Origin of the sequence: Paenibacillus sp. GCM10027629, from assembly GCF_042676425.1 — a bacterium.
Taxonomy (GTDB): domain Bacteria; phylum Bacillota; class Bacilli; order Paenibacillales; family Paenibacillaceae; genus Paenibacillus_K; species Paenibacillus_K terrigena.
Window position 1 is genome coordinate 381,850 of sequence record NZ_JBHTGZ010000009.1, and the last position, 20,183, is coordinate 402,032.

Annotated in this window: 22 protein-coding genes; 20 read left to right on the forward strand and 2 right to left on the reverse strand. The window is 47.0% G+C overall.

All coding sequences use genetic code 11. The features are described 5' to 3' along the window. Nucleotides 1-192 precede the first annotated feature (192 nt). The 19 genes from rplU to yajC all read left to right on the forward strand — a co-directional run bounded on the left by rplU (nucleotide 193) and on the right by yajC (nucleotide 17,857). On the forward strand, nucleotides 193-504 hold the full coding sequence (rplU, locus tag ACFQZR_RS11025; protein WP_018757040.1) for a 50S ribosomal protein L21: 312 nt from the start codon (nucleotides 193-195) through the stop codon (nucleotides 502-504). Nucleotides 505-515: 11 nt separating this feature from the next. Then, nucleotides 516-848 (forward strand): ribosomal-processing cysteine protease Prp, encoded by a 333-nt coding sequence (locus ACFQZR_RS11030; protein ID WP_379345723.1) that lies wholly within the window; start codon nucleotides 516-518, stop codon nucleotides 846-848. Nucleotides 849-870: 22 nt separating this feature from the next. Next, nucleotides 871-1,182 (forward strand): 50S ribosomal protein L27, encoded by a 312-nt coding sequence (gene rpmA / locus ACFQZR_RS11035; RefSeq protein ID WP_018757042.1) that lies wholly within the window; start codon nucleotides 871-873, stop codon nucleotides 1,180-1,182. A 181-nt stretch (nucleotides 1,183-1,363) separates the two neighbouring features. Next, on the forward strand, nucleotides 1,364-2,089 hold the full coding sequence (locus ACFQZR_RS11040) for a Spo0B domain-containing protein (RefSeq protein ID WP_379345726.1): 726 nt from the start codon (nucleotides 1,364-1,366) through the stop codon (nucleotides 2,087-2,089). A 12-nt stretch (nucleotides 2,090-2,101) separates the two neighbouring features. Continuing rightward, entirely contained in the window at nucleotides 2,102-3,415 is a 1,314-nt protein-coding gene (gene obgE / locus ACFQZR_RS11045; RefSeq protein WP_379345728.1) for a GTPase ObgE, read from the forward strand. Between the two features lie 198 nt (nucleotides 3,416-3,613). Then, entirely contained in the window at nucleotides 3,614-4,051 is a 438-nt protein-coding gene (locus ACFQZR_RS11050; protein ID WP_379345730.1) for an ACT domain-containing protein, read from the forward strand. A 27-nt stretch (nucleotides 4,052-4,078) separates the two neighbouring features. Continuing rightward, entirely contained in the window at nucleotides 4,079-5,365 is a 1,287-nt protein-coding gene (locus ACFQZR_RS11055; RefSeq protein ID WP_379345732.1) for a homoserine dehydrogenase, read from the forward strand. A 36-nt stretch (nucleotides 5,366-5,401) separates the two neighbouring features. After that, complete coding sequence (gene thrB / locus ACFQZR_RS11060; protein ID WP_379345734.1) at nucleotides 5,402-6,364, forward strand: homoserine kinase; 963 nt, start codon at nucleotides 5,402-5,404, stop codon at nucleotides 6,362-6,364. Between the two features lie 2 nt (nucleotides 6,365-6,366). After that, nucleotides 6,367-7,248, forward strand: coding sequence for a prephenate dehydratase (gene pheA, locus ACFQZR_RS11065; protein WP_379345736.1), 882 nt, complete (start codon nucleotides 6,367-6,369; stop codon nucleotides 7,246-7,248). Between the two features lie 221 nt (nucleotides 7,249-7,469). Continuing rightward, nucleotides 7,470-8,834, forward strand: a complete 1,365-nt coding sequence (locus ACFQZR_RS11070; protein WP_379345738.1) for a LysM peptidoglycan-binding domain-containing protein — start codon at nucleotides 7,470-7,472, stop codon at nucleotides 8,832-8,834. A gap of 137 nt (nucleotides 8,835-8,971) precedes the next feature. Beyond that, a complete protein-coding gene (locus ACFQZR_RS11075; RefSeq protein ID WP_379345740.1) occupies nucleotides 8,972-9,574 on the forward strand; it encodes a BofC C-terminal domain-containing protein in 603 nt (200 codons plus the stop codon). 109 nt (nucleotides 9,575-9,683) lie between these two features. After that, a complete protein-coding gene (locus ACFQZR_RS11080) occupies nucleotides 9,684-10,826 on the forward strand; it encodes a cation:proton antiporter (RefSeq protein ID WP_379345742.1) in 1,143 nt (380 codons plus the stop codon). A 118-nt stretch (nucleotides 10,827-10,944) separates the two neighbouring features. After that, nucleotides 10,945-11,451, forward strand: coding sequence for a crossover junction endodeoxyribonuclease RuvC (ruvC, locus tag ACFQZR_RS11085; protein ID WP_379345744.1), 507 nt, complete (start codon nucleotides 10,945-10,947; stop codon nucleotides 11,449-11,451). Beyond that, nucleotides 11,444-12,067, forward strand: coding sequence for a Holliday junction branch migration protein RuvA (ruvA, locus tag ACFQZR_RS11090; protein WP_314587155.1), 624 nt, complete (start codon nucleotides 11,444-11,446; stop codon nucleotides 12,065-12,067). Before ruvC ends, ruvA begins: the two co-directional genes overlap by 8 nt. Nucleotides 12,068-12,144: 77 nt before the next feature. After that, nucleotides 12,145-13,155 (forward strand): Holliday junction branch migration DNA helicase RuvB, encoded by a 1,011-nt coding sequence (gene ruvB / locus ACFQZR_RS11095; protein WP_314587157.1) that lies wholly within the window; start codon nucleotides 12,145-12,147, stop codon nucleotides 13,153-13,155. Nucleotides 13,156-13,209: 54 nt separating this feature from the next. Then, nucleotides 13,210-15,303 (forward strand): SpoIID/LytB domain-containing protein, encoded by a 2,094-nt coding sequence (locus ACFQZR_RS11100; protein ID WP_379345747.1) that lies wholly within the window; start codon nucleotides 13,210-13,212, stop codon nucleotides 15,301-15,303. Between the two features lie 10 nt (nucleotides 15,304-15,313). Continuing rightward, nucleotides 15,314-16,342 (forward strand): tRNA preQ1(34) S-adenosylmethionine ribosyltransferase-isomerase QueA, encoded by a 1,029-nt coding sequence (gene queA / locus ACFQZR_RS11105; RefSeq protein WP_379345749.1) that lies wholly within the window; start codon nucleotides 15,314-15,316, stop codon nucleotides 16,340-16,342. A 23-nt stretch (nucleotides 16,343-16,365) separates the two neighbouring features. Continuing rightward, nucleotides 16,366-17,502 carry a tRNA guanosine(34) transglycosylase Tgt gene (tgt, locus tag ACFQZR_RS11110; RefSeq protein ID WP_379345751.1) on the forward strand — a complete coding sequence of 379 codons (1,137 nt, stop codon included), beginning with the start codon at nucleotides 16,366-16,368 and terminating at the stop codon, nucleotides 17,500-17,502. A gap of 49 nt (nucleotides 17,503-17,551) precedes the next feature. Continuing rightward, nucleotides 17,552-17,857 carry a preprotein translocase subunit YajC gene (yajC, locus tag ACFQZR_RS11115; RefSeq protein ID WP_379345753.1) on the forward strand — a complete coding sequence of 102 codons (306 nt, stop codon included), beginning with the start codon at nucleotides 17,552-17,554 and terminating at the stop codon, nucleotides 17,855-17,857. 89 nt (nucleotides 17,858-17,946) lie between these two features. On the opposite strand, the gene ACFQZR_RS11120 is transcribed toward yajC, so the two are convergent. Together ACFQZR_RS11120 and ACFQZR_RS11125 are read right to left on the reverse strand one after the other, a co-directional pair. Then, nucleotides 17,947-18,786 (reverse strand): phosphatase PAP2 family protein, encoded by an 840-nt coding sequence (locus ACFQZR_RS11120; protein ID WP_018757059.1) that lies wholly within the window; start codon nucleotides 18,784-18,786, stop codon nucleotides 17,947-17,949. A gap of 74 nt (nucleotides 18,787-18,860) precedes the next feature. Beyond that, entirely contained in the window at nucleotides 18,861-19,253 is a 393-nt protein-coding gene (locus ACFQZR_RS11125; RefSeq protein ID WP_018757060.1) for a TIGR04086 family membrane protein, read from the reverse strand. 200 nt (nucleotides 19,254-19,453) lie between these two features. Between ACFQZR_RS11125 and ACFQZR_RS11130 the strand changes: the two genes are divergently transcribed. Further along, nucleotides 19,454-20,182 (forward strand): DUF421 domain-containing protein, encoded by a 729-nt coding sequence (locus ACFQZR_RS11130; protein WP_379345756.1) that lies wholly within the window; start codon nucleotides 19,454-19,456, stop codon nucleotides 20,180-20,182. Nucleotide 20,183 lies beyond the last annotated feature (1 nt).

Sequence of the window (20,183 nt, forward strand, 5' to 3'; positions counted from 1 at the left end):
GTTTTCTGCTAGGGATAACCGTTGATTTATGCTGATGAGTATGGTAATATGCTTAGGTATGTGTTTCGTAAATATTGCGACACATGCTGTAACCGCACTGGACGGGTTCCTAAGTACAGCGCATGAATCTTCGGATGAGTGGCGCAGTCACCCTAAATCGGGCGAGTCTGAGACATGAGGAGGTGCACGAATATGTACGCAATTATCGAAACAGGTGGTAAACAATACAAAGTGCAAGAAGGCGATGTATTGTTCATTGAGAAATTGAATGCCGGTGAAGGCGAGAACGTAACTTTTGACCGCGTGTTGGCAGTATCGAAAGGTGAGGGCTTGGTAACAGGAGCTCCTGTCGTTGCTGGTGCAACTGTAACTGCGAAAGTAGAATCGCACGTTAAAGGTAAAAAGATCACTGTTTTCAAATACAAACCGAAAAAGAACTACCACAAAAAACAAGGTCATCGTCAACCTTACACTAAAGTAACAATCGAAAAAATCCAAGCATAAGAAGGTGCGGTATGATACGCATCAAGATTACGCGAAATCCAAGTGATCGTTCAATTGAGAGCTTCTCAATTAACGGACATGCAAACTATGCGAAACATGGTGAAGATATTGTCTGTGCAGGCGTATCGGCCGTGAGCGTAGGGACGGTAAATTCGATTGAAGCTTTAACAGGCGTTGTGCTCGATAGCAAGATGAAGAACGGATTTCTTAGCGGAAGGGTAACTTCTGTAGATTCTCCGGACACATCTGCGAAGGTACAATTGCTGTTGGAGTCGATGGTGGTCATGTTAAATACGATCGCAGGATCATACGGAACGTATATTGAAATACATGACAAAAAATAACTAAGAATAGGAGGTAGACAACATGTTAAAGTTGAATCTTCAATTGTTCGCATCGAAAAAAGGTGTAGGTTCCACAAAGAACGGACGTGACTCAGAGTCCAAACGTCTTGGTACTAAACGTGCTGACGGTCAATTCGTTACTGGAGGAAGCATCTTGGTTCGCCAACGCGGAACAAAAATTCACCCAGGTAACAACGTTGGTATTGGTAAAGACGATACGCTTTTCGCGAAAGTGGAAGGTGTCGTGAAATTCGAACGTTGGGGTCGCGATCGCAAAAAAGTGAGCGTCTACCCAGTGGACGCAGCTCCAGTAGCAGCAGCACTCGAAGTATAATTCGGTATAAGAGCCCTCGGCGCAAGCCGGGGGCTTTTTTGAAATTCCGGGGCCCCTCGCAAAGTACCAGAATCGGCTTCGTAGTTAAAGCCCCACTGTGTGGGGTTTTCTTAGCTATGATGAACATGCTATACTGTATAGGGTTTCGTTTGACAATTCATGGAAGAGGAATGTGGAGACGGTGAACTATTGGAGAACGATGCGAATGACGGCGATGGTGTCTTTAGTCATCCCTTTATTCATCGTAGTCATAATCCAGCAATGGCTTGTATGGAGTGTCATAATGTTGATCCTATGGCTGATCATCGCAGGCTTAGTCATGGAATGGTCCGTACGTAAGGAACAAGCGGAAATCATACGTGCTGAACAATTGAAATCCATTCGTACGATGAATCATCATCGACATGATTGGATGAACGATTTGCAGATTATTTCAGGATATATCCAGCTGAAGAAGCATGATAAATTAGTTCGAAGCGTGGAAAGAATAAGAGATCGCATGCACGCCGAGAGTAAGGTTGCAAAGCTCGGCATACCCACCTTGGTATTGTTCTTCCAATCTTTCCGTACGACATGCAATGAGATTCAGCTTGAGATAGATATTGTGGACGAGCTCAATTTGGCGGAAATTCCTTTGACCGTACCTCAGGAGACGTTGTCGAGAGCGGTACAAGAAATGGTATGGGCGACGCGTCAATGTGCTGTGCCGACGATTGGGGAGCCGCAAATTTTATATATAATGTTTGAGAAGAATAACAATGAATGTTGCATCAGTTTCCGATATCATGGTGAGATAAGGCAAGATAGCGACTGGGGCAGTAAAGTGAAATCGGTTATTCAAGGCAGTACGATGCGAGTGGAGCAAGATGCTGCGACCTTGCATTTATTTGTGCCTTGTGAATCCTAATGAGGTGAAACGATGTTTGTAGATAAAGCTAGAATATTCGTTAAGGGCGGCGACGGCGGCGATGGACTCGTCTCTTTTCGTCGGGAGAAGTATGTACCGGAAGGTGGACCTTCGGGTGGTGATGGCGGACGCGGTGGCGATGTCATTTTCCGCGTAGATGAAGGATTACGCACGTTGATGGATTTTCGTTATCAGCGTCATTTCAAGGGAGACCGTGGGATTAAAGGGCGCAACAAGAGTATGCATGGTGCAAATGCAGAGCATACCATCGTTCGAATCCCGCCAGGAACCGTTATTATTGATGAAGATACGGAAGAAGTCATCGGGGACATGACGCGTCACGGACAGCAGGTTGTTGTAGCCCGCGGTGGACGCGGTGGTCGAGGCAACACGCGATTCGCGACGGTGAATAATCCAGCGCCGGAAATTGCGGAGAATGGGGAAGAAGGCCAAGAGCGTTACATCGTACTTGAACTAAAAGTCATGGCGGATGTAGGACTTGTTGGATTCCCAAGTGTAGGGAAATCGACGTTACTCTCAGTTGTGTCGGGTGCAAAGCCAAAAATCGGTGCGTATCATTTCACGACCATTACACCGAACCTCGGCGTTGTTGATGTTGGAGATGGACGCAGCTTCGTCATGGCGGATTTGCCAGGTCTGATCGAAGGAGCGCATGAAGGCGTTGGTCTCGGCCATGAATTCTTGCGTCACGTCGAGCGTACACGTGTTATTATCCATGTCGTCGATATGGCGGGTTCGGAAGGCCGTGATCCATTCGAGGATTGGGTTAAGATTAATGAAGAATTGGACCTCTATAATGCGAAGCTATCCGAGCGGCCACAGATTGTAGCTGCGAATAAGATGGATATGCCGGATTCGGCTGACAATCTGGAGGAATTCCGCAAGAAGGTCGCAGAAGTGCGTCCAGATATCGAAATTTTGCCGATTTCATCCCTTACAAGACAGGGTATACAAGACCTCTTGTATCGTGCAGCTACGATTCTGGAAGAGATTCCAGAGGCGGTGCTTGTGGAAGAAGTCGCAGAGGTTGAGGAACGTAAGGTGTATCGCTTCGAGAAGACAGAAGAAGCGCAGTTTACGATTCGTCGCGAGAACGAGACGTTTGTTGTTGAGAGTGAAGCCGTAGAACGTATGATGAAACGGATGCAGATGAACTCCCACGATGCGATCCTCCGGTTTGCGCGGACACTTCGTAAGATGGGGATTGACGATGAGCTCCGTAAACGCGGTGCAGTTGACGGAACAATCATCCGTATCGGCGATTTCGAGTTCGAGTTTGTTGAAGGAAGCAGTTACTATTATTAATATGAAAGCCTCTTCGGTGTTGGACCGAAGGGGCTTTTTTTCGAGTTCACGAACGATGCGATAGATGTTTGGTTTGGTATTTTTTGTACGAGTCCTCGCATTTTTTTGTATAATGAATTTAACTATTGCTCGGATCACCGATATTCGTTATAATGTCCACTATATACGAACAAAAGTCTTCGATAGGAGGACATTGTAGTGAGCGAACGTTTTTTTTTGGTCCGTGAAGATATATTACCTGATGCACTTGTCAAAACCGTGATGGCCAAACAACGATTGGCCGAGGGATCTGCACATACGGTGAATGAAGCAGCGGAGCAAGTGGGATTAAGCCGCAGTGCTTTTTACAAGTATAAAGACGGGATATTCATGGTGAATCAGTTGGATCGCGAACGGATTGTGACAATATCGGTTGATCTCGAGCATCGATCAGGTGTGCTGTCCAAAGTGCTCGGACTTGTGGCAGGATTTGAAGGGAACGTACTGACCATTCACCAGACGATTCCATTGCAAGGGATGGCGAATGTCGTTATCACTGTGGAGACATCTCGAATGGGGGATCACCTGACAGCGCTGCTCGAAGCATTTCGATCGCATGAAGGTGTGAAGCGAGCCACCATCATAGGTCAAGGTTAATCGAATGAATAGACAGGAGGAATAGACATGAAACCGATCAGAGTAGGGCTATTGGGGCTAGGGACTGTTGGAACAGGCGTAGTCCGTATTGTAGAAGGACATCAGAGTGATTTGCAGAGTCAAGTAGGATCCGAGGTCATTATCGAGAAAGTATTGGTGAAGAATGTAGACAAATCCCGCAGCATCTCGGTGCCGCATCATAAAATGACTGAGAACGCATGGGACATTATTCGTGACCCCGATATTGATATTATTGTTGAAGTGATGGGCGGCATTGAGACAACGAAAGAATATTTATTAGAGGCACTTGAGCGCGGCAAACATGTCGTAACGGCGAACAAGGACTTAATGGCGCTTCATGGACCTGAGATCTTGGCGAAGGCCAAAGAACATCAATGCGATGTCTTCTATGAAGCTAGCGTTGCCGGGGGTATTCCTATTATTCGCACGTTGTCTGAGGGCTTCTCCTCGGATCGAATTCTCAAAATTATGGGGATCGTGAACGGTACGACGAACTTTATCCTCACCAAGATGAGTCAAGAGGGTGCATCTTATGCCGATGTGCTTAAGGAAGCGCAAGAGCTTGGTTATGCCGAAGCGGATCCGACTTCCGATGTTGAAGGTCTAGATGCAGCACGTAAAATGGCGATCTTGGGAACGCTTGGCTTCCGTGCCAATGTGGCACTCGAAGATGTGTCAGTACGCGGAATTTCCAGCGTATCCAAAGAGGACATCCTCTACGCGAAACGCCTTGGTTATGAATTGAAGCTGCTCGGGATCGCTGAGCGTCAGGATGAGCATATTAGCTTAAGCGTTCAACCAACTATGATACGCAAATCGCATCCGATTGCTTCGGTCAACGGTGTATTCAATGCGGTCTATGTCCATGGTGAAGCGGTAGGCGAGACGATGTTCTATGGCGCTGGTGCAGGCGAGATGCCAACAGCTACATCCGTCGTTGCGGATTTGGTCGCGGTCATTAAGAACTTAAAGCTCGGCGTGAATGGGCAGCAAGCTATAGTTACGTACAAAGAGAAGAAGCTTAAGACGGATGAACAAATTGAGTACAAGAACTTCATTCTCTTGCATGTTCAAGATAAAGCAGGCGTACTCGCACGTATTACGCAAGTATTTGCAGAGTTCGAAGTTAGCTTGGCATCGGTATTGCAGCAGCCAAATCCAGATAATCCGGAAGCAGAAATCATTATCATTACGCATGATGCGAGCAAGGCGAGCATGGATAAAGTCTTGAAGCATTTCGAGAAGCTCGATGTAATTCGCAAAATTAAGAGTGTATATCGAGTCGAAGGTTAATTAAGAACTTGCAAGCAAGCTAGAAGGAGAAAGAAAATGAACGCTTACGAACGTGTAATTGTCAAAGTGCCAGCCAGCACAGCGAACTTGGGACCTGGGTTCGATACACTGGGGATGGCGTTACAGCTATATTCCTACATCGAAATGTCTGCAGCGGAGGAGACTTCGATTTCCTTATATGGGGAAGAACTCAGTGGGATTCCGACCGACAAACGTAATTTAATCTATAAAGTCGCGCAAATGATATTCGATGATGCAGGGGTCTCGGTTCCTGAGCTGCGAATCTCTATGTACAGCGATATTCCACTGACACGTGGACTCGGGAGCAGTGCATCCGCCATTATTGGCGGGATGTTCGCTGCGAATGCGCTGATCGGCTATGCGCTGCCGCAGGAACGAATCTTCACGCTGGCTACAGCGCTGGAGAAGCATCCGGATAATGTTGGGGCATCATTATATGGTGGGATTATTGCTGCGACATGGGATGGAACACAGGCCCATCACATCCGTCTCACGCCGAGTCCTCATCTAACCACGCTTGTTGCGATCCCTCAGTTCCAACTTGCGACAGAGAAAGCACGGAACATTCTCCCGCAGCAGTTCTCGATGGGAGATGCGATCTTTAATGTGAGTCATTCTTCACTGCTTGTCGCAGCGCTCGCAACAGAGAATTTCGGAATGATTCGTCACGCGATGCGGGACCGTATCCACCAGCCTTATCGGGCTTCCCTGATCCCGGGTATGAGCGAGATTCTGGACAAGGCAGCCGACTATGGTGCGCTTGGCATTGCACTTAGTGGTGCTGGACCTACACTTATTGCACTCGTGGATGAACGCGAGTCACGTGAGGAACAATTAGAGCAATTTTTGATGGATACATTGAACCGTGAACAGATTACCGCTTCGACCCTGTGGTTGAAACCAAGTATTGAAGGTACTGTTGCTCTTCCAGATATCGAGGGTCGAATGTTCATGGACGTTGTTAAAGGAGACATGTAAGGATGGTTCGTATTGCATTGTTACCCCAGGGATCGGTATCCCATGAAGCTGCGGCTTACATTTTTCGGGGAGAGCCCGTGGAAATGGTGCATCACAGATTGATTTCGGATGTATTCATGTCTACAGTTGAAGGCAAGACCGATTATAGTGTGATCCCGATTGAGAATACGATTGAGGGCTCTGTGAGTCTACATATGGACTGGCTCGTCCATGAAGTCGATCTGCCGATTCAAGCCGAATGGGTCTATCCTTCCATTCAGAATTTGATTGGAAGACTGAGTGAACTGGAACGAAATGCGGATGGATCACTGAACTACAGTCAAATTCGTAAAGTGATGTCGCATCCTGTTGCCATTGCCCAATGCCGTAATTTCCTTCGCGAATATTTACCGCATGCGGAGCTCGAACATCTTAGCAGTACAGCAGAAGCGGTAAAGCAGGTGAAAGAACATCCGGGCGAAGGAATCGCTGCGATCGGCACAACGCTCGGGGCAGCTAGCCAAGGTCTCGATATACTGGCTCCGCAGGTAACGGATCATCAGAACAATTTCACTCGTTTCTTGCTTGTCGGTCCGAAGACGGCGCCCATCGCACCTTCAGACCAAGTGAAGACGAGTATTCTGATCACGCCACCGCAAGATTATTCTGGTGCCTTGCATCAGATTTTATCGGCATTTGCTTGGCGCCGAATCAATTTGTCACGGATTGAATCACGGCCGACCAAGAAACAGTTAGGTAATTATTATTTCTATATTGATGTACTGGCTTCGATGGATTCAGTTCTGCTGCCTGCAGCGATTGCTGAAATTGAGGCAATTGGCTCGCAAGTTCGCGTGCTCGGATGCTACCCAAGTTATACGTTTGACACGGCTTATACGTCATAATCAGACTTCTCAATAACCAAAGGACTCTTATAATTCCTCGAATCTTCGCGAGCGGCGAAGGCTCGGGGAATTTTTTTGTGTGAGGGGATGTCAAATGCCCAGATATTGCATAGGATGTATTAATTGGTTCCGGGCTCTTGTACTGTGTTAGGAACTTTTGTAGTGAAATGCAGACGGTTGGGGCTCATTTTCCGCTAAAAAAATGTAGGAGGTTCTTACGCGTGAAAATTCACATTGTAAAAAAAGGGGATACGCTCTACACCATAGCAACCAAATATGAAGTACCCCTTCAAAAACTGATTGATGCAAACCCCAATTTGAAGGATCCGAATAAGCTTGAAGTCGGGATGAAAATCAAAATCCCTGTGGAAGCAAAACCGGTGAAACCAGAATATGAAATGATGCATAAACACGATGTGAAGAAAGGCGATACATTGTGGAAGTTAGCAAAAGCATGGGGGATTCCGCTGCAAGATATGCTAATGGCGAATCCGCAATTAAAGGATCCGAATACGTTATCGGTCGGTGAGGTCGTGTACATTCCAAAGGTAACGGGTGGAATGCCGCCGCTGGACCCGCACATGATGGACCCGCACATGATGCCACAGATGGACCCGAACATGCCGATGCATGACGGGGGTATGAACGTATCTCCTCCCGTCAATAATGCCTTCCCAGGCGTCTCTCAGGCTATGCATGAGGCTCATCACAAACATCATCACGATGGTATGCATCACCATGGTATGCATCATGATGGTATGCATCACCATGGTATGCATCACGATGGTAAGCATCATGATGGTATGCATCACCATGGTATGCATCATGAAGGTATGCATCACCATGGTATGCATCATGAAGGTATGCATATGGGCGGCGATAATTTACCGCATTACCAGGTGCATCAGACGCATCATCAGCCGGTATATACAATGCCGACGAATAATTGCGGTTGCAATACCTTGTCAACACATATGCCTTATGACATGTACAAAGGCCACTCAGGGGAAGGCATGTCAGAGGAATTATTCGCTCAATTCCAAGTCCCTGCGACAGAAGCGATATCGCTCTATGACTTGCCGCAAGTGCCACAGGTGAATACATCTGCGAATTGGGGTGGTATGCCGCAAGGCGGGGGTGATGGTTATCCAATGCCATACGGCATGAATCCTTATAGTATGATGGACCCTTACGGAATGCAGATGGACCCTTACGGTATGCAGATGCATCCATACGGTCATCCAGGAGCTGGATATGGCATGCCAGGAATGCCATTCAATCCTTACGGTATGCCTTACGGAACCGACATGTACGGTTCACAGTTTCAACCAGTAAGCCCGATGGATCATATGTCAGGGCATTGCGGATGTCACCCTCGAGAGGATGAGGTTGCGCCTGAGGCAACCTCAGCGGCAGCTCCAACTCCAGCGAAGACGGAACCTGCAAAGCAGAGCAGTACGAAATCTTCCGAGAGCCGATCCTCGTCCAAAGGGAAGGCACGCACTTCTTCGAAGAAATCGAGCAGCAGCTCACGCCGGCAAGTGAAGCCTAGGAAATCGCGCAGTATGCCTTGGATTAACGGTTAATTCATGCCCATTATGGAGCCACCCTTAGAGTGAATAAGGGTGGCTTTTCTATTTTACACCCAGGTGATCGTATAAATCGATGGTTCCATGGCTACACTAGGGGAAAATTAGGATAGAAGGGGATTATCGTGAATTTGATGAATAGTTGGAAACAAATCAAAAAGCGTCTGCGTCGAATCAAACGTCCCTTATTATCGCTCGGTCTGCTCGTATTGCTGATTATGCTGCTTGCTATCGGTTATCATACATCTGCTACGGGATCGTCAGATCCTGTGATCGCGAAACTTCGAGAGGAAGGTCAGGATCGAGAAGTTTATTTGACTCGTACCTATGTATGTGGTCAAGAGCAGTTAAACCTTGGGACGATGAGTGCGAATGCAATTATTGAATTGATGCTGCGTCACCCGGAATGGAGTGGGAAGACGGATGAAGCAGGCAAGGTATGGATAACAGAGGAAATTGAGGATTTGTCAGCAACATGCAAGAAGAATGGGTACATTAGTGTAGATAAGAATGGGAATTTAACACTCTATGATGGACCTCCAAAAGAAGAAAAAGTGATGAGAACATTTTTTCAGGTCGATATTGATTCTATGGAAAGTTCGCTTCCAAAATCGGTCTTAGACCAACTGCACCGCGGAATTCGTGTAAGCGATGTGGACGAGTACCATAGTGTTCTGTCTACATTTAGTGACTATGCCATGGAGCAATCTGAGAAAGTTATGAAACGAAAATCGTAGTTGTACGTATTAGATATGAAGAGGGCGTGAATAACGTCCTTCTTTTTTTTGGAATGATATATACGAAGCTGCATGTTCAGACAGTTAGATTGTGATGGAGGTTGATCGGATGGATTTGGTGTTACAATTGGTAATTATTCTAGTATGTACGAAGCTGGCGGGGGACTTAACTGTGAAGCTGGGCCAGCCTGCCGTGCTGGGGAAATTAATCATAGGTATTATTATTGGGCCTGCACTTCTAGGCTGGATTCAGAACGGGGATTTGATCAAAGAGCTGGCACAGATTGGCGTACTCTTATTAATGTTCATTGCGGGACTTGAGACAGACCTGGTTCAATTGCGTAAAAATTGGAAGTCTGCCTTCGCTGTAGCACTCGGTGGAATTATTTTACCGTTTATCGGAGGGTATAGTGCAAGTTTGTTCTTTGGACTTAGCAATAATTATTCCTTGTTTATGGGGTTATTGCTCTGTGCGACTTCGGTGAGTATTTCTGTACAGACATTGAAAGATATGAATCAATTGAGTACACGTGAAGGGACGACCATTCTCGGCGCGGCCGTTGTTGACGATGTCTTGGTTGTGATATTGCTTGCTTTTATGATGAGTTTGCTCGGCGGTGGTGCCGACGTAAGCCTTGGCATGGTTATCGGGAAAAAAGTTCTGTTCTTCGCCGGTGCTGCTGTGCTTGGAATCTTTGCTGTACCTTGGATTATGAAAATATTCGCGCCGCTTCGCGTAACGGAAGCGCTCATCAGCGGTGCATTGATAATATGCTTTGGCTTTTCTTATTTGGCGGAATGGCTTGGTGTTGCTGGAATCATCGGTGCATTTGCTGCGGGGATCGCGATCTCACAGACCCCATATAAGCACGATGTCGAACATCGTTTAGAGCCGATTGCATATGCGATTTTTGTCCCTATTTTCTTCGTCAGTGTTGGGCTGGATGTCAACTTTGATGGTGTCGGCAGTCAACTTTGGTTCATTATCGTTTTTACAATTGTTGCGATTATTACCAAATTGATTGGTTCGGGACTTGGGGCGCGTCTAACAGGATTTGATCTCCGTTCATCGATCGGGATCGGTTCAGGGATGGTCTCGCGCGGTGAAGTGGCACTCATTATTGCGACGACCGGATTGTCATCAGGCTTACTGGCGCAAGAGTATTTTACACCGCTTGTTATCGTTGTGATTCTGACGACATTGGTAACGCCGCCGATGCTTAAATTGTCGTTCCAGTCGAAGTCGAAATAGGGTTCAAATTGATACGGTATCCATAAGGTCTAAATATTAAAGTTCTCTTCCTCATCAACATTTGTTATAATGAAGTGGATACATATGTTCGCTTCATTGGATGAGGGAGAGATTTTTTTTGCGTATTTTGGGAATTGACCCGGGGATTGCGATCGTCGGTTTTGGCTTTATTGATAAAGAGGGGAGTAAGCTAACCCCTGTTCAGTATGGATGTATTCAGACAGAGGCGCATACACCTACGGAGGAGCGTCTGCTGCAGGTCTATGAAGCAACATTGCAGTTGATTGATAAATATAAACCAGATGCGATGGCACTGGAGAGGTTGTTCTTCAATCGGAACGTTACGACGGCCTTTACTGTAGGGCAGGCAAGAGGGGTTCAAATTCTCGCTGCTGTGCAGCGCGGGATTCCTGTAGCGGAGTACACACCGCTGCAAGTGAAACAAGCTGTGGTCGGATATGGAAAGGCAGAGAAGAAGCAGGTGCAGGAGATGGTTCGCATGTTCCTCAAGTTGAAGGCCATTCCGAAGCCAGATGATGTGGCGGATGCGCTTGCGGTCGCTGTATGCCACGCTCATTCTAGTACATTAAATAATAAAATAGCCGAGGTATTGCGAAATGATTGATTATTTACATGGCAAAGTTGCTCATTTAGAGACAGAATATATTGTGCTGGATGTACAAGGTGTAGGATATCGGGTGTTCTGCCCGAATCCGTATTTTTTTGCGAAGAGTGATCAATCGGTGACGGTCTATATTCACCATCATGTGCGTGAAGATGCCATTTTATTGTTCGGGTTCAGTTCACGCGAAGAACAGAAGCTCTTCCGTCGTCTGCTGGACGTGTCTGGTATTGGACCGAAGGTAGCCTTAGGGGTGCTCGCTGGCGGACGCCCGGAGACGCTCGTGGCAGCGATTCAGCAAGAGAATTTAGCGTTCCTTACGAAGCTGCCGGGTATTGGTAAGAAGACGGCGCAACGGATGGTGCTGGATTTGAAGGACAAGCTGGATCATATCGGACTTGGGCTGGATGTATCGGCAGGCGGTCTTTTGATGGGAACAGCGACCGATACAGCACTTGGCGGCGGCGCATGGCCAGAAGCCAAAGAAGCGCTTAAAGCACTCGGTTACACCGAAGCGGAGTTGGATCGTGTATGGCATACAATGAAGGACAATGCGAGCGACAAGGACGGCGTAGATACGCTCATGAAACGGGCGCTTCAATTGTTGTTCAAGGGTTAATTCGACGTGATATGCAACGTTTCGGATATTGCTGACGTCAGAATAATTAGTGATCGAGGGGAGCGAAAGGAACTGTAATGGATGATCGAATCATATCGGCGAATTTAATGATGGAAGATCAAGCGGTGGAGCTGAGCCTTCGCCCTCGTTATTTATCCGAATATATCGGACAGAACCAAGTGAAAGAGAATTTGAAAGTATTCATTGAAGCCGCGAAGATGCGTAAGGAAGCGCTGGATCATGTGCTGCTGTACGGGCCACCTGGTCTTGGCAAGACGACATTGTCGAACATTATTGCCAATGAGCTGGGCGTCAATCTACGCACAACTTCAGGTCCAGCAATTGAACGTCCTGGCGATCTGGCAGCGCTACTAACGAATTTGCAGGAGAATGACGTGTTGTTCATCGATGAAATCCATCGCCTGCATCGTACGGTCGAAGAAGTCCTCTATCCTGCGATGGAGGATTTCGCGCTTGATATTATGATTGGTAAAGGACCTAGCGCTCGATCCGTACGGTTAGATCTTCCGCCATTCACGCTGATCGGTGCGACGACGCGTGCGGGACTCTTGTCTGCGCCTTTGCGAGACCGCTTCGGTGTTGTAAGCCGTCTAGAGTTCTACACGGTGGATGAATTAACATTCATTGTGTCGCGCGCTTCCGATATTCTTGGCGTTCAAATTGTGGGCAATGCGGCGGAAGAAATCGCGCTTCGATCCCGTGGGACACCGCGGATTGCGAATCGTCTGCTGAAGCGGGTGCGGGATTTCGCGCAAGTGCGCGGGGACGGTATTATTACAGCGACGATCGCAAATGAAGCCTTACGGATGATTCAAGTGGATGAAGCAGGACTCGATCAAATCGACCATAAGATGTTGACGGCGATGATTCGTCACTTCCGAGGAGGCCCAGTAGGGCTTGATACGATTGCAGCGACCATTGGGGAAGAGAGTCAGACGATTGAAGATGTCTACGAACCTTATCTGCTGCAAATCGGGTTCTTGCAACGCTCACCGCGCGGTCGAATGGTTACCGAATTAGGATACAGACATCTTGGCATTCCTATGCCTACAGATCACAACAAGTAAATTGCTGAGGAGGAACTCATGTACTTACTAGGGAGAGGTAGAGCACGTTCTTTCATGGGGAAAGTAGGCTTAGCGGCCATACTCACACTATCTATTGCTACAACACCAATGATGATGAATTCGATATCTGCAAAGGAAGCTACAACATCGGAGCAAGCGGATCAGATCCGTGTCGTCATCTTTGCCGATTTAGGCAGTCAGTACAAAGCTATTCAATCAACGGTGACACTCACGTCAGCAAGTGGATTTCACATCGGCGTTCAAGGCGATCCTTGGCTTAATGCGAGTGCGAATCAATCGGTGAAATTCGGCCTAGATGCGTATGCCGTGAAGGTACTCGAGACGACGGACACACGGGAAGTAAACGGCGTAGTGAATCGACTGCAAGCGATGAAGGAAGCCCCTTCGGTCATGATGGTGCGCCGCCAAGGCGTGGCAACTTATCAAATCGTTCTCGGGGATTATGTCAGTGCTGCTGAAGCGAGTAAGGTTCGTGACCGCGTGACAACTGATGCGAGCTTGGCTGCTTACTATAAGAAAGATAAGCCCGTCATTACGGGAAATCTGCATCTCGGAGCAGGAAGTTATGGATCGGAACAACAAGCTGCTGCCGTTCAGCAGAAAATACTCGACGCCGGGATGGATGCTTATATCGCCATCACGAAGACCGGAGGAGGCTTGCAGTTCGCGGTATGGGTCGGACAAGCTGCGGATCAAGCCGAATTGAATGCCCTTCGTAATCAAGCAGCACAAAAGCTGCCAGGCATGTCTCTTCAACCTGTAGATGCTTCGCAAATGGGGCTGCTTGCTCGAGATAACGTAACCGTTGGTTATGCCAATGGCAGCGAGCCAATACCCCAATATTCGATGAGTGGACCTGCAGGTGCGAAATTGTGGATTAACGGCTCGTCTTCGGGAATCAAATTATCGGAACGAAGTAATCGGACGTATCGAGGGAGCTTCGAGATTAGCGCCTATAATAATCGACTAGCTCTTGTGAATGAATTACCGCTTGAACAGTATCTATATTCTGTCGTCGCGATGGAAGTCTCGCCCTCCTGGCCGGCGGAATCGCTTAAGGCTCAGGCCGTAGCGGCTCGTACGTTTGCACTCTTCCAAGGCAACAAATTCAAGATTGGTCAAGTAGTCGATACAACCCAGAGTCAAGCCTATTATGGCATGGACAAGGAGCATCCGAATACGAATGCGGCTGTCGAGGCGACGACAGGGCTCGTTATGAAGGTTGGCGGCAAACTGATCGAACCGGTCTATTCCTCGAATAGCGGTGGGAAGACTGCAGATAGCTCCGAAATTTGGGGCAATAAAACTTCCTATCTCGTGAGTGTCGACAGTCCTGATGATGTCGCTGAAAAGGGATTGCCTTATTGGTATCGTGTGATGCTAAGTGATAACACGACAGGTTATGTACGGGAAGATCAGGTGAAGGATTCCGGAAGGAAGACGGATGCAGGCTTACCGATTTATACGATTACAACCGATGGGACGAATCTTCGAGAGATCCCACTTATTCAAGCCGATGTGAAACCGGTGGCAATCGTAAATATCGGTACGGAAGTCGTGATCTTGGACAAAACGATTCAATCGAATACGATGAATTGGATTCGAGGTCCATACACGTCGGACGAATTAGTCAAAGCCATGTCGGGTAAATCAAAGACCCCCGTTGGAAGTTCGATTGCACGGCTTGAAGTATCAGGACGTGGTCCATCTGATCGTGTGACCGAGATCAAGGTTAATGGACAAGTATTCGATGTCAAGAATCCAGACACACTTCGCAGTGCATTGAATGGTCTGCCAAGTACCCGATTTGATATTGAAGAAACGGGCAGTTATACTATATTAGGTGCGAACGGGGAAACTCGAACGCTGGCAAGCAGCAATGGTAAGGTTCAAGCCGCAACGAGCAAAGGCAATGCTGCGTTGAATCCTGGATCGAACCTCATTATGGGTGGGCATGGGCAAGTTCATGTGATCACAGGAGAAGCATTATACCGCTTCATCGGTACTGGAAATGGACATGGGGTTGGTATGTCTCAATGGGGCGCGAAAGGCCTCGCAGATCAAGGGTATGATTACCAATCGATATTGCAATACTATTATAAAGATATTAATTTGGTTAAGGAATGAAATAGCGATCATGAATGTGGACTTATATGATTTTCATTTACCAGAGCATTTGATAGCTCAGACACCGCTCTTGGATCGCACAGGATCTAAGCTGCTTACTGTACATAAAGAAACAGGCCATATTGAACATCATGTTTTTTCAGAGCTCATCGATTATTTGGAGCCAGGCGATACCTTGGTTTTAAATGATACACGTGTCATCCCTGCACGAATCTTCGGGGAGAAGCTAGATACAGGTGCGAAGATGGAAGTGCTTCTACTCAAGAACCTTGGAGATGACCGCTGGGAAGGGCTAGTCAAGCCGGCGAAACGGGCTAAGATTGGTACCGTCATTCAGTTCAGCGATGAGTTAGCAGCAACCGTTGAGACTGAGGGCGAGATGGGCGCGCGCGTGATGCGTTTTCATTACAACGGCATCTTTAATGAAATATTGGATCGATTGGGTCAAATGCCATTGCCGCCATATATTAAAGAGCAGTTGGATGACCGTGAGCGTTATCAGACAGTATACGCGAAGCACGAGGGTTCTGCGGCAGCGCCAACAGCAGGTTTGCATTTTACCGAGGAGCTGCTGGGGCGAATTGAGGCCAAAGGAATTCAGATCGCTTATATTACCCTTCATGTCGGTCTAGGAACTTTCCGTCCGATGTCTGCGGAGCGGGTCGAAGATCATGTTATGCATGAGGAATTCTATTCGATAAGCCCGGAGACGGCTGCGCTCATACAAGCTGCGCGAGATCGTGGGGGACGCATCGTTGCTGTAGGAACAACGTCAGCACGAACATTAGAGACGATTGGTACACGATTTGGTGATCAGCCAATTGAAGCTTGCAGCGGGTGGACGTCGATCTTTATTTACCCAGGATATACGTTCAAACTCGTGAACGCGCTCATGACGAATTTTCATCTACCCAAATCTACACTTGTCATGCTCGTGAGTGCATTAGCAGGACGAGAAACGATATTAAGAGCATACCAAGAAGCCATTGAACATGAATACCGGTTCTTTAGCTTTGGTGATGCAATGTTTATCTACTAGACGGTACAAGAGGAAGCGATAAAATGGCAGCTATTACTTACGAACATATTAAGACTTGTAAACAATCGGGCGCGCGTCTCGGCCGTGTACACACGCCTCACGGGGTCATTGAGACACCGACCTTTATGCCTGTAGGTACTCAGGCTTCCGTGAAGACGATGAGCCCTGAAGAACTGAAGCAAATGGATGCTCACATTATTCTGAGCAACACGTATCACCTATTCTTACGTCCAGGTCACGACATCGTTCGTGAAGCAGGCGGTCTGCATAAGTTTATGAATTGGGATCGTCCGATTCTCACAGACAGCGGCGGATTTCAAGTGTTCAGCTTGGCAGAAATGCGGAAGATTACCGAAGAAGGCGTGCATTTCCGTTCCCACTTGAGCGGGGATAAGCTGTTCTTATCACCGGAAGTTGCCATGGAGATTCAGAATGCACTGGGTTCGGATATTATGATGGCATTCGATGAATGTGCTCCATTCCCGGCGGAACATTCCTATGTGAAGAATTCCCTAGAGCGCACGACACGTTGGGCGGAGCGTTGCCTGAAGAGCCATGCACGTCCGCATGATCAAGGGTTGTTCGCTATTGTGCAGGGTGGTATGTTCGAGGATCTGCGCAGACAGAGCGCGGCTGATTTGACTTCGATGGATTTCCCGGGTTATGCTATTGGTGGATTGAGCGTCGGAGAACCGAAGCATTTGATGTATGAAGTGCTCGATTATACGACACCACTACTTCCTGTGAACAAACCACGTTATTTGATGGGGGTTGGATCACCGGATGCGCTGATCGAAGGTTCCATTCGCGGTGTCGATATGTTCGACTGCGTGCTGCCGACTCGGATTGCACGGAATGGAACGACGATGACAAGCCAAGGTCGACTTGTCGTACGTAATGCAAAGTTTGCTCGCGATTTTGGTCCGCTTGACCCGAATTGTGATTGCTATACGTGTAAGAATTACTCCCGTGCTTACTTGAGACATCTGATCAAGGCAGATGAAACTTTTGGTCTACGCTTGACAACGTATCATAATCTTCATTTCCTTATCAATTTGATGCGAAATGTGAGACAAGCGATTAGAGATGATCGTTTACTTGATTTCAGAGATGAATTCTTTGAACAATACGGCATGCATGAGAATGAAAGCGGGTTCTAAGAATCCGCTTGTGATATATCAGTGAAAGCCTTTGAAAGGGGGGATAACGATGCCATTAGCAGAAGCAGCTCCAGCAGCTGGCGGTAGTATTTGGGGAATGATCTTACCATTCGTATTGATGTTCGCTGTGTTCTATTTCTTATTGATTCGTCCACAGCAGAAGAAACAAAAGACGCGCAATTCGATGCTTAGCGCAGTGAAAAAAGGCGATAAGATCGTAACAATCGGCGGTCTGCACGGAACAATTCATGAAATTACGGAAGATGTTGTTGTTCTACTTGTGAATGACGCGACGAAGCTTACTTTCGATCGCAGTGCGATTAGTACAATTACAAAAACTTCAGACGCATCCTAGTACATAGGCATGACACCAAAAGAGCTCTCTTCTTAGGAAGAGAGCTCTTTTTCGCATCTATTCACATTTCCGCGCTAATTGATCGACTGTTATTGTCCCACATCTCGATTTGGTACACGGAGCCTTGCTGGTGACTGCACAGTACCTCGATGTGCGAACCAATATCCGATGGATGAAGCTGTTACGGCGAGTACTACTCCACCGAGCATATCGGTCAACCAGTGAATTCCTAGATAGAAAATAGAGAATACAATGATGGCTGCGCTTGCTGTGGTGAAGATGGCCCATCGTCTGTTCCCCGAACGAATCGCCAGAATGGCAAGTGTGACGGAGATCGATGTATGCAGGCTTGGGAAACAATTGTTGAGCCCTGATAATGCTCTGTACTGCTCTTCGAATTTCGGATAGACATCCAGCATTAAGAATTGTACCTGTGCTGGCGCATAGGACCAGACTTCATTGACAGGGAAGAAGAGATAGAATGGAATGGCGATGACATAGTTGATAATGACCGCGTAGATCGTAGCATAGACCATTTCATCTTTTTTCTCCGCTGTATAGATAGCCAAGGAAGAGAGTAGCAATGTTTGGAAGATAACGACATAAAAAAAACCGACAACCGTCGTAATCCAGTTATTTGCGAAAAAATGTTGAACCGTTTGAACGAAATTCCCTTCAAGCTGGTGAATCATCGGTGTGAAATCCCATGTCAGATTCATGGCATTTTCGATCTGCAATTCGACATTGTTGAGTAGTAGAATCGCAATGAGTGCAATGATATGAAATAAATATTTACGAGAACTGAAAAGTTGGCGGACGAAAATTCCAGCAATCTTGATCGGATTCTTCATGGCTCCGAACCATATAAGCAGAATAAAAGCTGCAGCAGTCAGCAAGCTTACCATCTGCATGGAATGAAATAAAACCAACGTACTTTGCCTCCCTATTAAACTGCGATTGTGATACCTGCAACATTATATCACATATCTAACAGGAAGAAACATTACGATCTTTTCATATTAACACCTAGCATGCCACCGATGGCTGCAATAGAGAATGCAGCGACAAGCATCACAAGGACGGAGACATTGAATCCAGCATCATAAGCGAGGAAACTAATAAGCATGACAATGAGACAGTAGAGAATGCCGAGCAGCCCGCCATAGTACCAACCGCGTTTCTCCGAACGGCGTCCAGATGTCATACCACCGATGAAGAGGGCAAAGCCATGGAGAATATAGCTGTATTTCGGGAGATTCTCTTCCTGCATACCGCTTAGCCAGAGCAGCATGGATAGAGCAAGTGCTCCTAACGTCATCCAGATAAAAGCATACGTTAATCCCGAAAGAATCGGACTGGAAATATGGAATTTCGAGACACGGTTAATCGGATTCATGCGTAAATCCCTCCTCTATTTTGAACTACATCTATTACCAACAGTGTATGGTCAGGCTGTATAAATTAGTACAAGGATGCAATCCATTTCCATTTTTTTAAACCGGCATTCGAAGTATGAGTCGAGCCAGCGGCGGTCAGAATACCAGATACATGAAGCCAGGGCAATCACAACAATTCACCTAGGAGGTATAGGGCGGAATGGAAAATCTGACCGTTATTTTTCGTACAGTGCTCGTATACTTCATTGTATTTCTGGTGCTGCGTCTGATGGGAAAACGCGAAATCGGTAAGCTATCGGTATTCGATCTGGTGATCTCCATTATGATTGCCGAGAGTGCCGTTTTCGTCTTGGATGATGTGAAGCGTCCGCTATGGGACGGGATTTTGCCGATTCTAACGTTATTGGTGATTCAAGTGAGCATCGCCTACATTTCACTCAAGAATCGGACGGTTCGTCTTCTCTTCGACGGCAGGCCGAGCATGATTATGAATAATGGGAAGCTCGATGCGGATGAAATGCGTAGACAGCGCTATACACTTGATGATCTGATGCAGCAGCTTAGGGATCAGCAGATAGAGAATTTAAATGATGTGCAATTCGCGATGCTGGAGACGACAGGGAAGCTAAGTGTTATTTTGAAGAAAGAGCAAGAGTCATCAGATGACGATAATTCATCCAATCCGGCTGATTCTCATAGACATACGAACGCGATTCCTCATGCGGATCAAATCAAGTATGCGTCACTTCCGTTACCTTTGATTATGGATGGGAAAGTGCAGGATGAGAACCTAGAGAAAATCGAGAAGACGCGGTTCTGGCTCAAAAATAAAATTCAAGAAAAAGGCGTTCAAGATTTCAAAGAGGTATTCTTCTGCACGATTGACCATAAAGGACAACTATTCATTGATACAAGGCAGAAGGGGTAGA

Excerpts from the sequence above, each read along its gene's own strand:
- yajC (WP_379345753.1), top strand. The coding sequence starts at position 17,552 with ATGCCATTAGCAGAAGCAGCTCCAGCAGCTGGCGGTAGTATTTGGGGA.
- tgt (WP_379345751.1), top strand. The coding sequence starts at position 16,366 with ATGGCAGCTATTACTTACGAACATATTAAGACTTGTAAACAATCGGGC.
- ruvA (WP_314587155.1), top strand. The coding sequence starts at position 11,444 with ATGATTGATTATTTACATGGCAAAGTTGCTCATTTAGAGACAGAATAT.
- thrB (WP_379345734.1), top strand. The coding sequence starts at position 5,402 with ATGAACGCTTACGAACGTGTAATTGTCAAAGTGCCAGCCAGCACAGCG.
- ACFQZR_RS11125 (WP_018757060.1), bottom strand. The coding sequence starts at position 19,253 with ATGAATCCGATTAACCGTGTCTCGAAATTCCATATTTCCAGTCCGATT.
- pheA (WP_379345736.1), top strand. The coding sequence starts at position 6,367 with ATGGTTCGTATTGCATTGTTACCCCAGGGATCGGTATCCCATGAAGCT.
- obgE (WP_379345728.1), top strand. The coding sequence starts at position 2,102 with ATGTTTGTAGATAAAGCTAGAATATTCGTTAAGGGCGGCGACGGCGGC.
- ACFQZR_RS11030 (WP_379345723.1), top strand. The coding sequence starts at position 516 with ATGATACGCATCAAGATTACGCGAAATCCAAGTGATCGTTCAATTGAG.
- ACFQZR_RS11075 (WP_379345740.1), top strand. The coding sequence starts at position 8,972 with ATGAATAGTTGGAAACAAATCAAAAAGCGTCTGCGTCGAATCAAACGT.
- ACFQZR_RS11080 (WP_379345742.1), top strand. The coding sequence starts at position 9,684 with ATGGATTTGGTGTTACAATTGGTAATTATTCTAGTATGTACGAAGCTG.
- rpmA (WP_018757042.1), top strand. The coding sequence starts at position 871 with ATGTTAAAGTTGAATCTTCAATTGTTCGCATCGAAAAAAGGTGTAGGT.
- queA (WP_379345749.1), top strand. The coding sequence starts at position 15,314 with ATGAATGTGGACTTATATGATTTTCATTTACCAGAGCATTTGATAGCT.
- ACFQZR_RS11100 (WP_379345747.1), top strand. The coding sequence starts at position 13,210 with ATGGGGAAAGTAGGCTTAGCGGCCATACTCACACTATCTATTGCTACA.
- ACFQZR_RS11055 (WP_379345732.1), top strand. The coding sequence starts at position 4,079 with ATGAAACCGATCAGAGTAGGGCTATTGGGGCTAGGGACTGTTGGAACA.
- rplU (WP_018757040.1), top strand. The coding sequence starts at position 193 with ATGTACGCAATTATCGAAACAGGTGGTAAACAATACAAAGTGCAAGAA.
- ACFQZR_RS11130 (WP_379345756.1), top strand. The coding sequence starts at position 19,454 with ATGGAAAATCTGACCGTTATTTTTCGTACAGTGCTCGTATACTTCATT.
- ruvB (WP_314587157.1), top strand. The coding sequence starts at position 12,145 with ATGGATGATCGAATCATATCGGCGAATTTAATGATGGAAGATCAAGCG.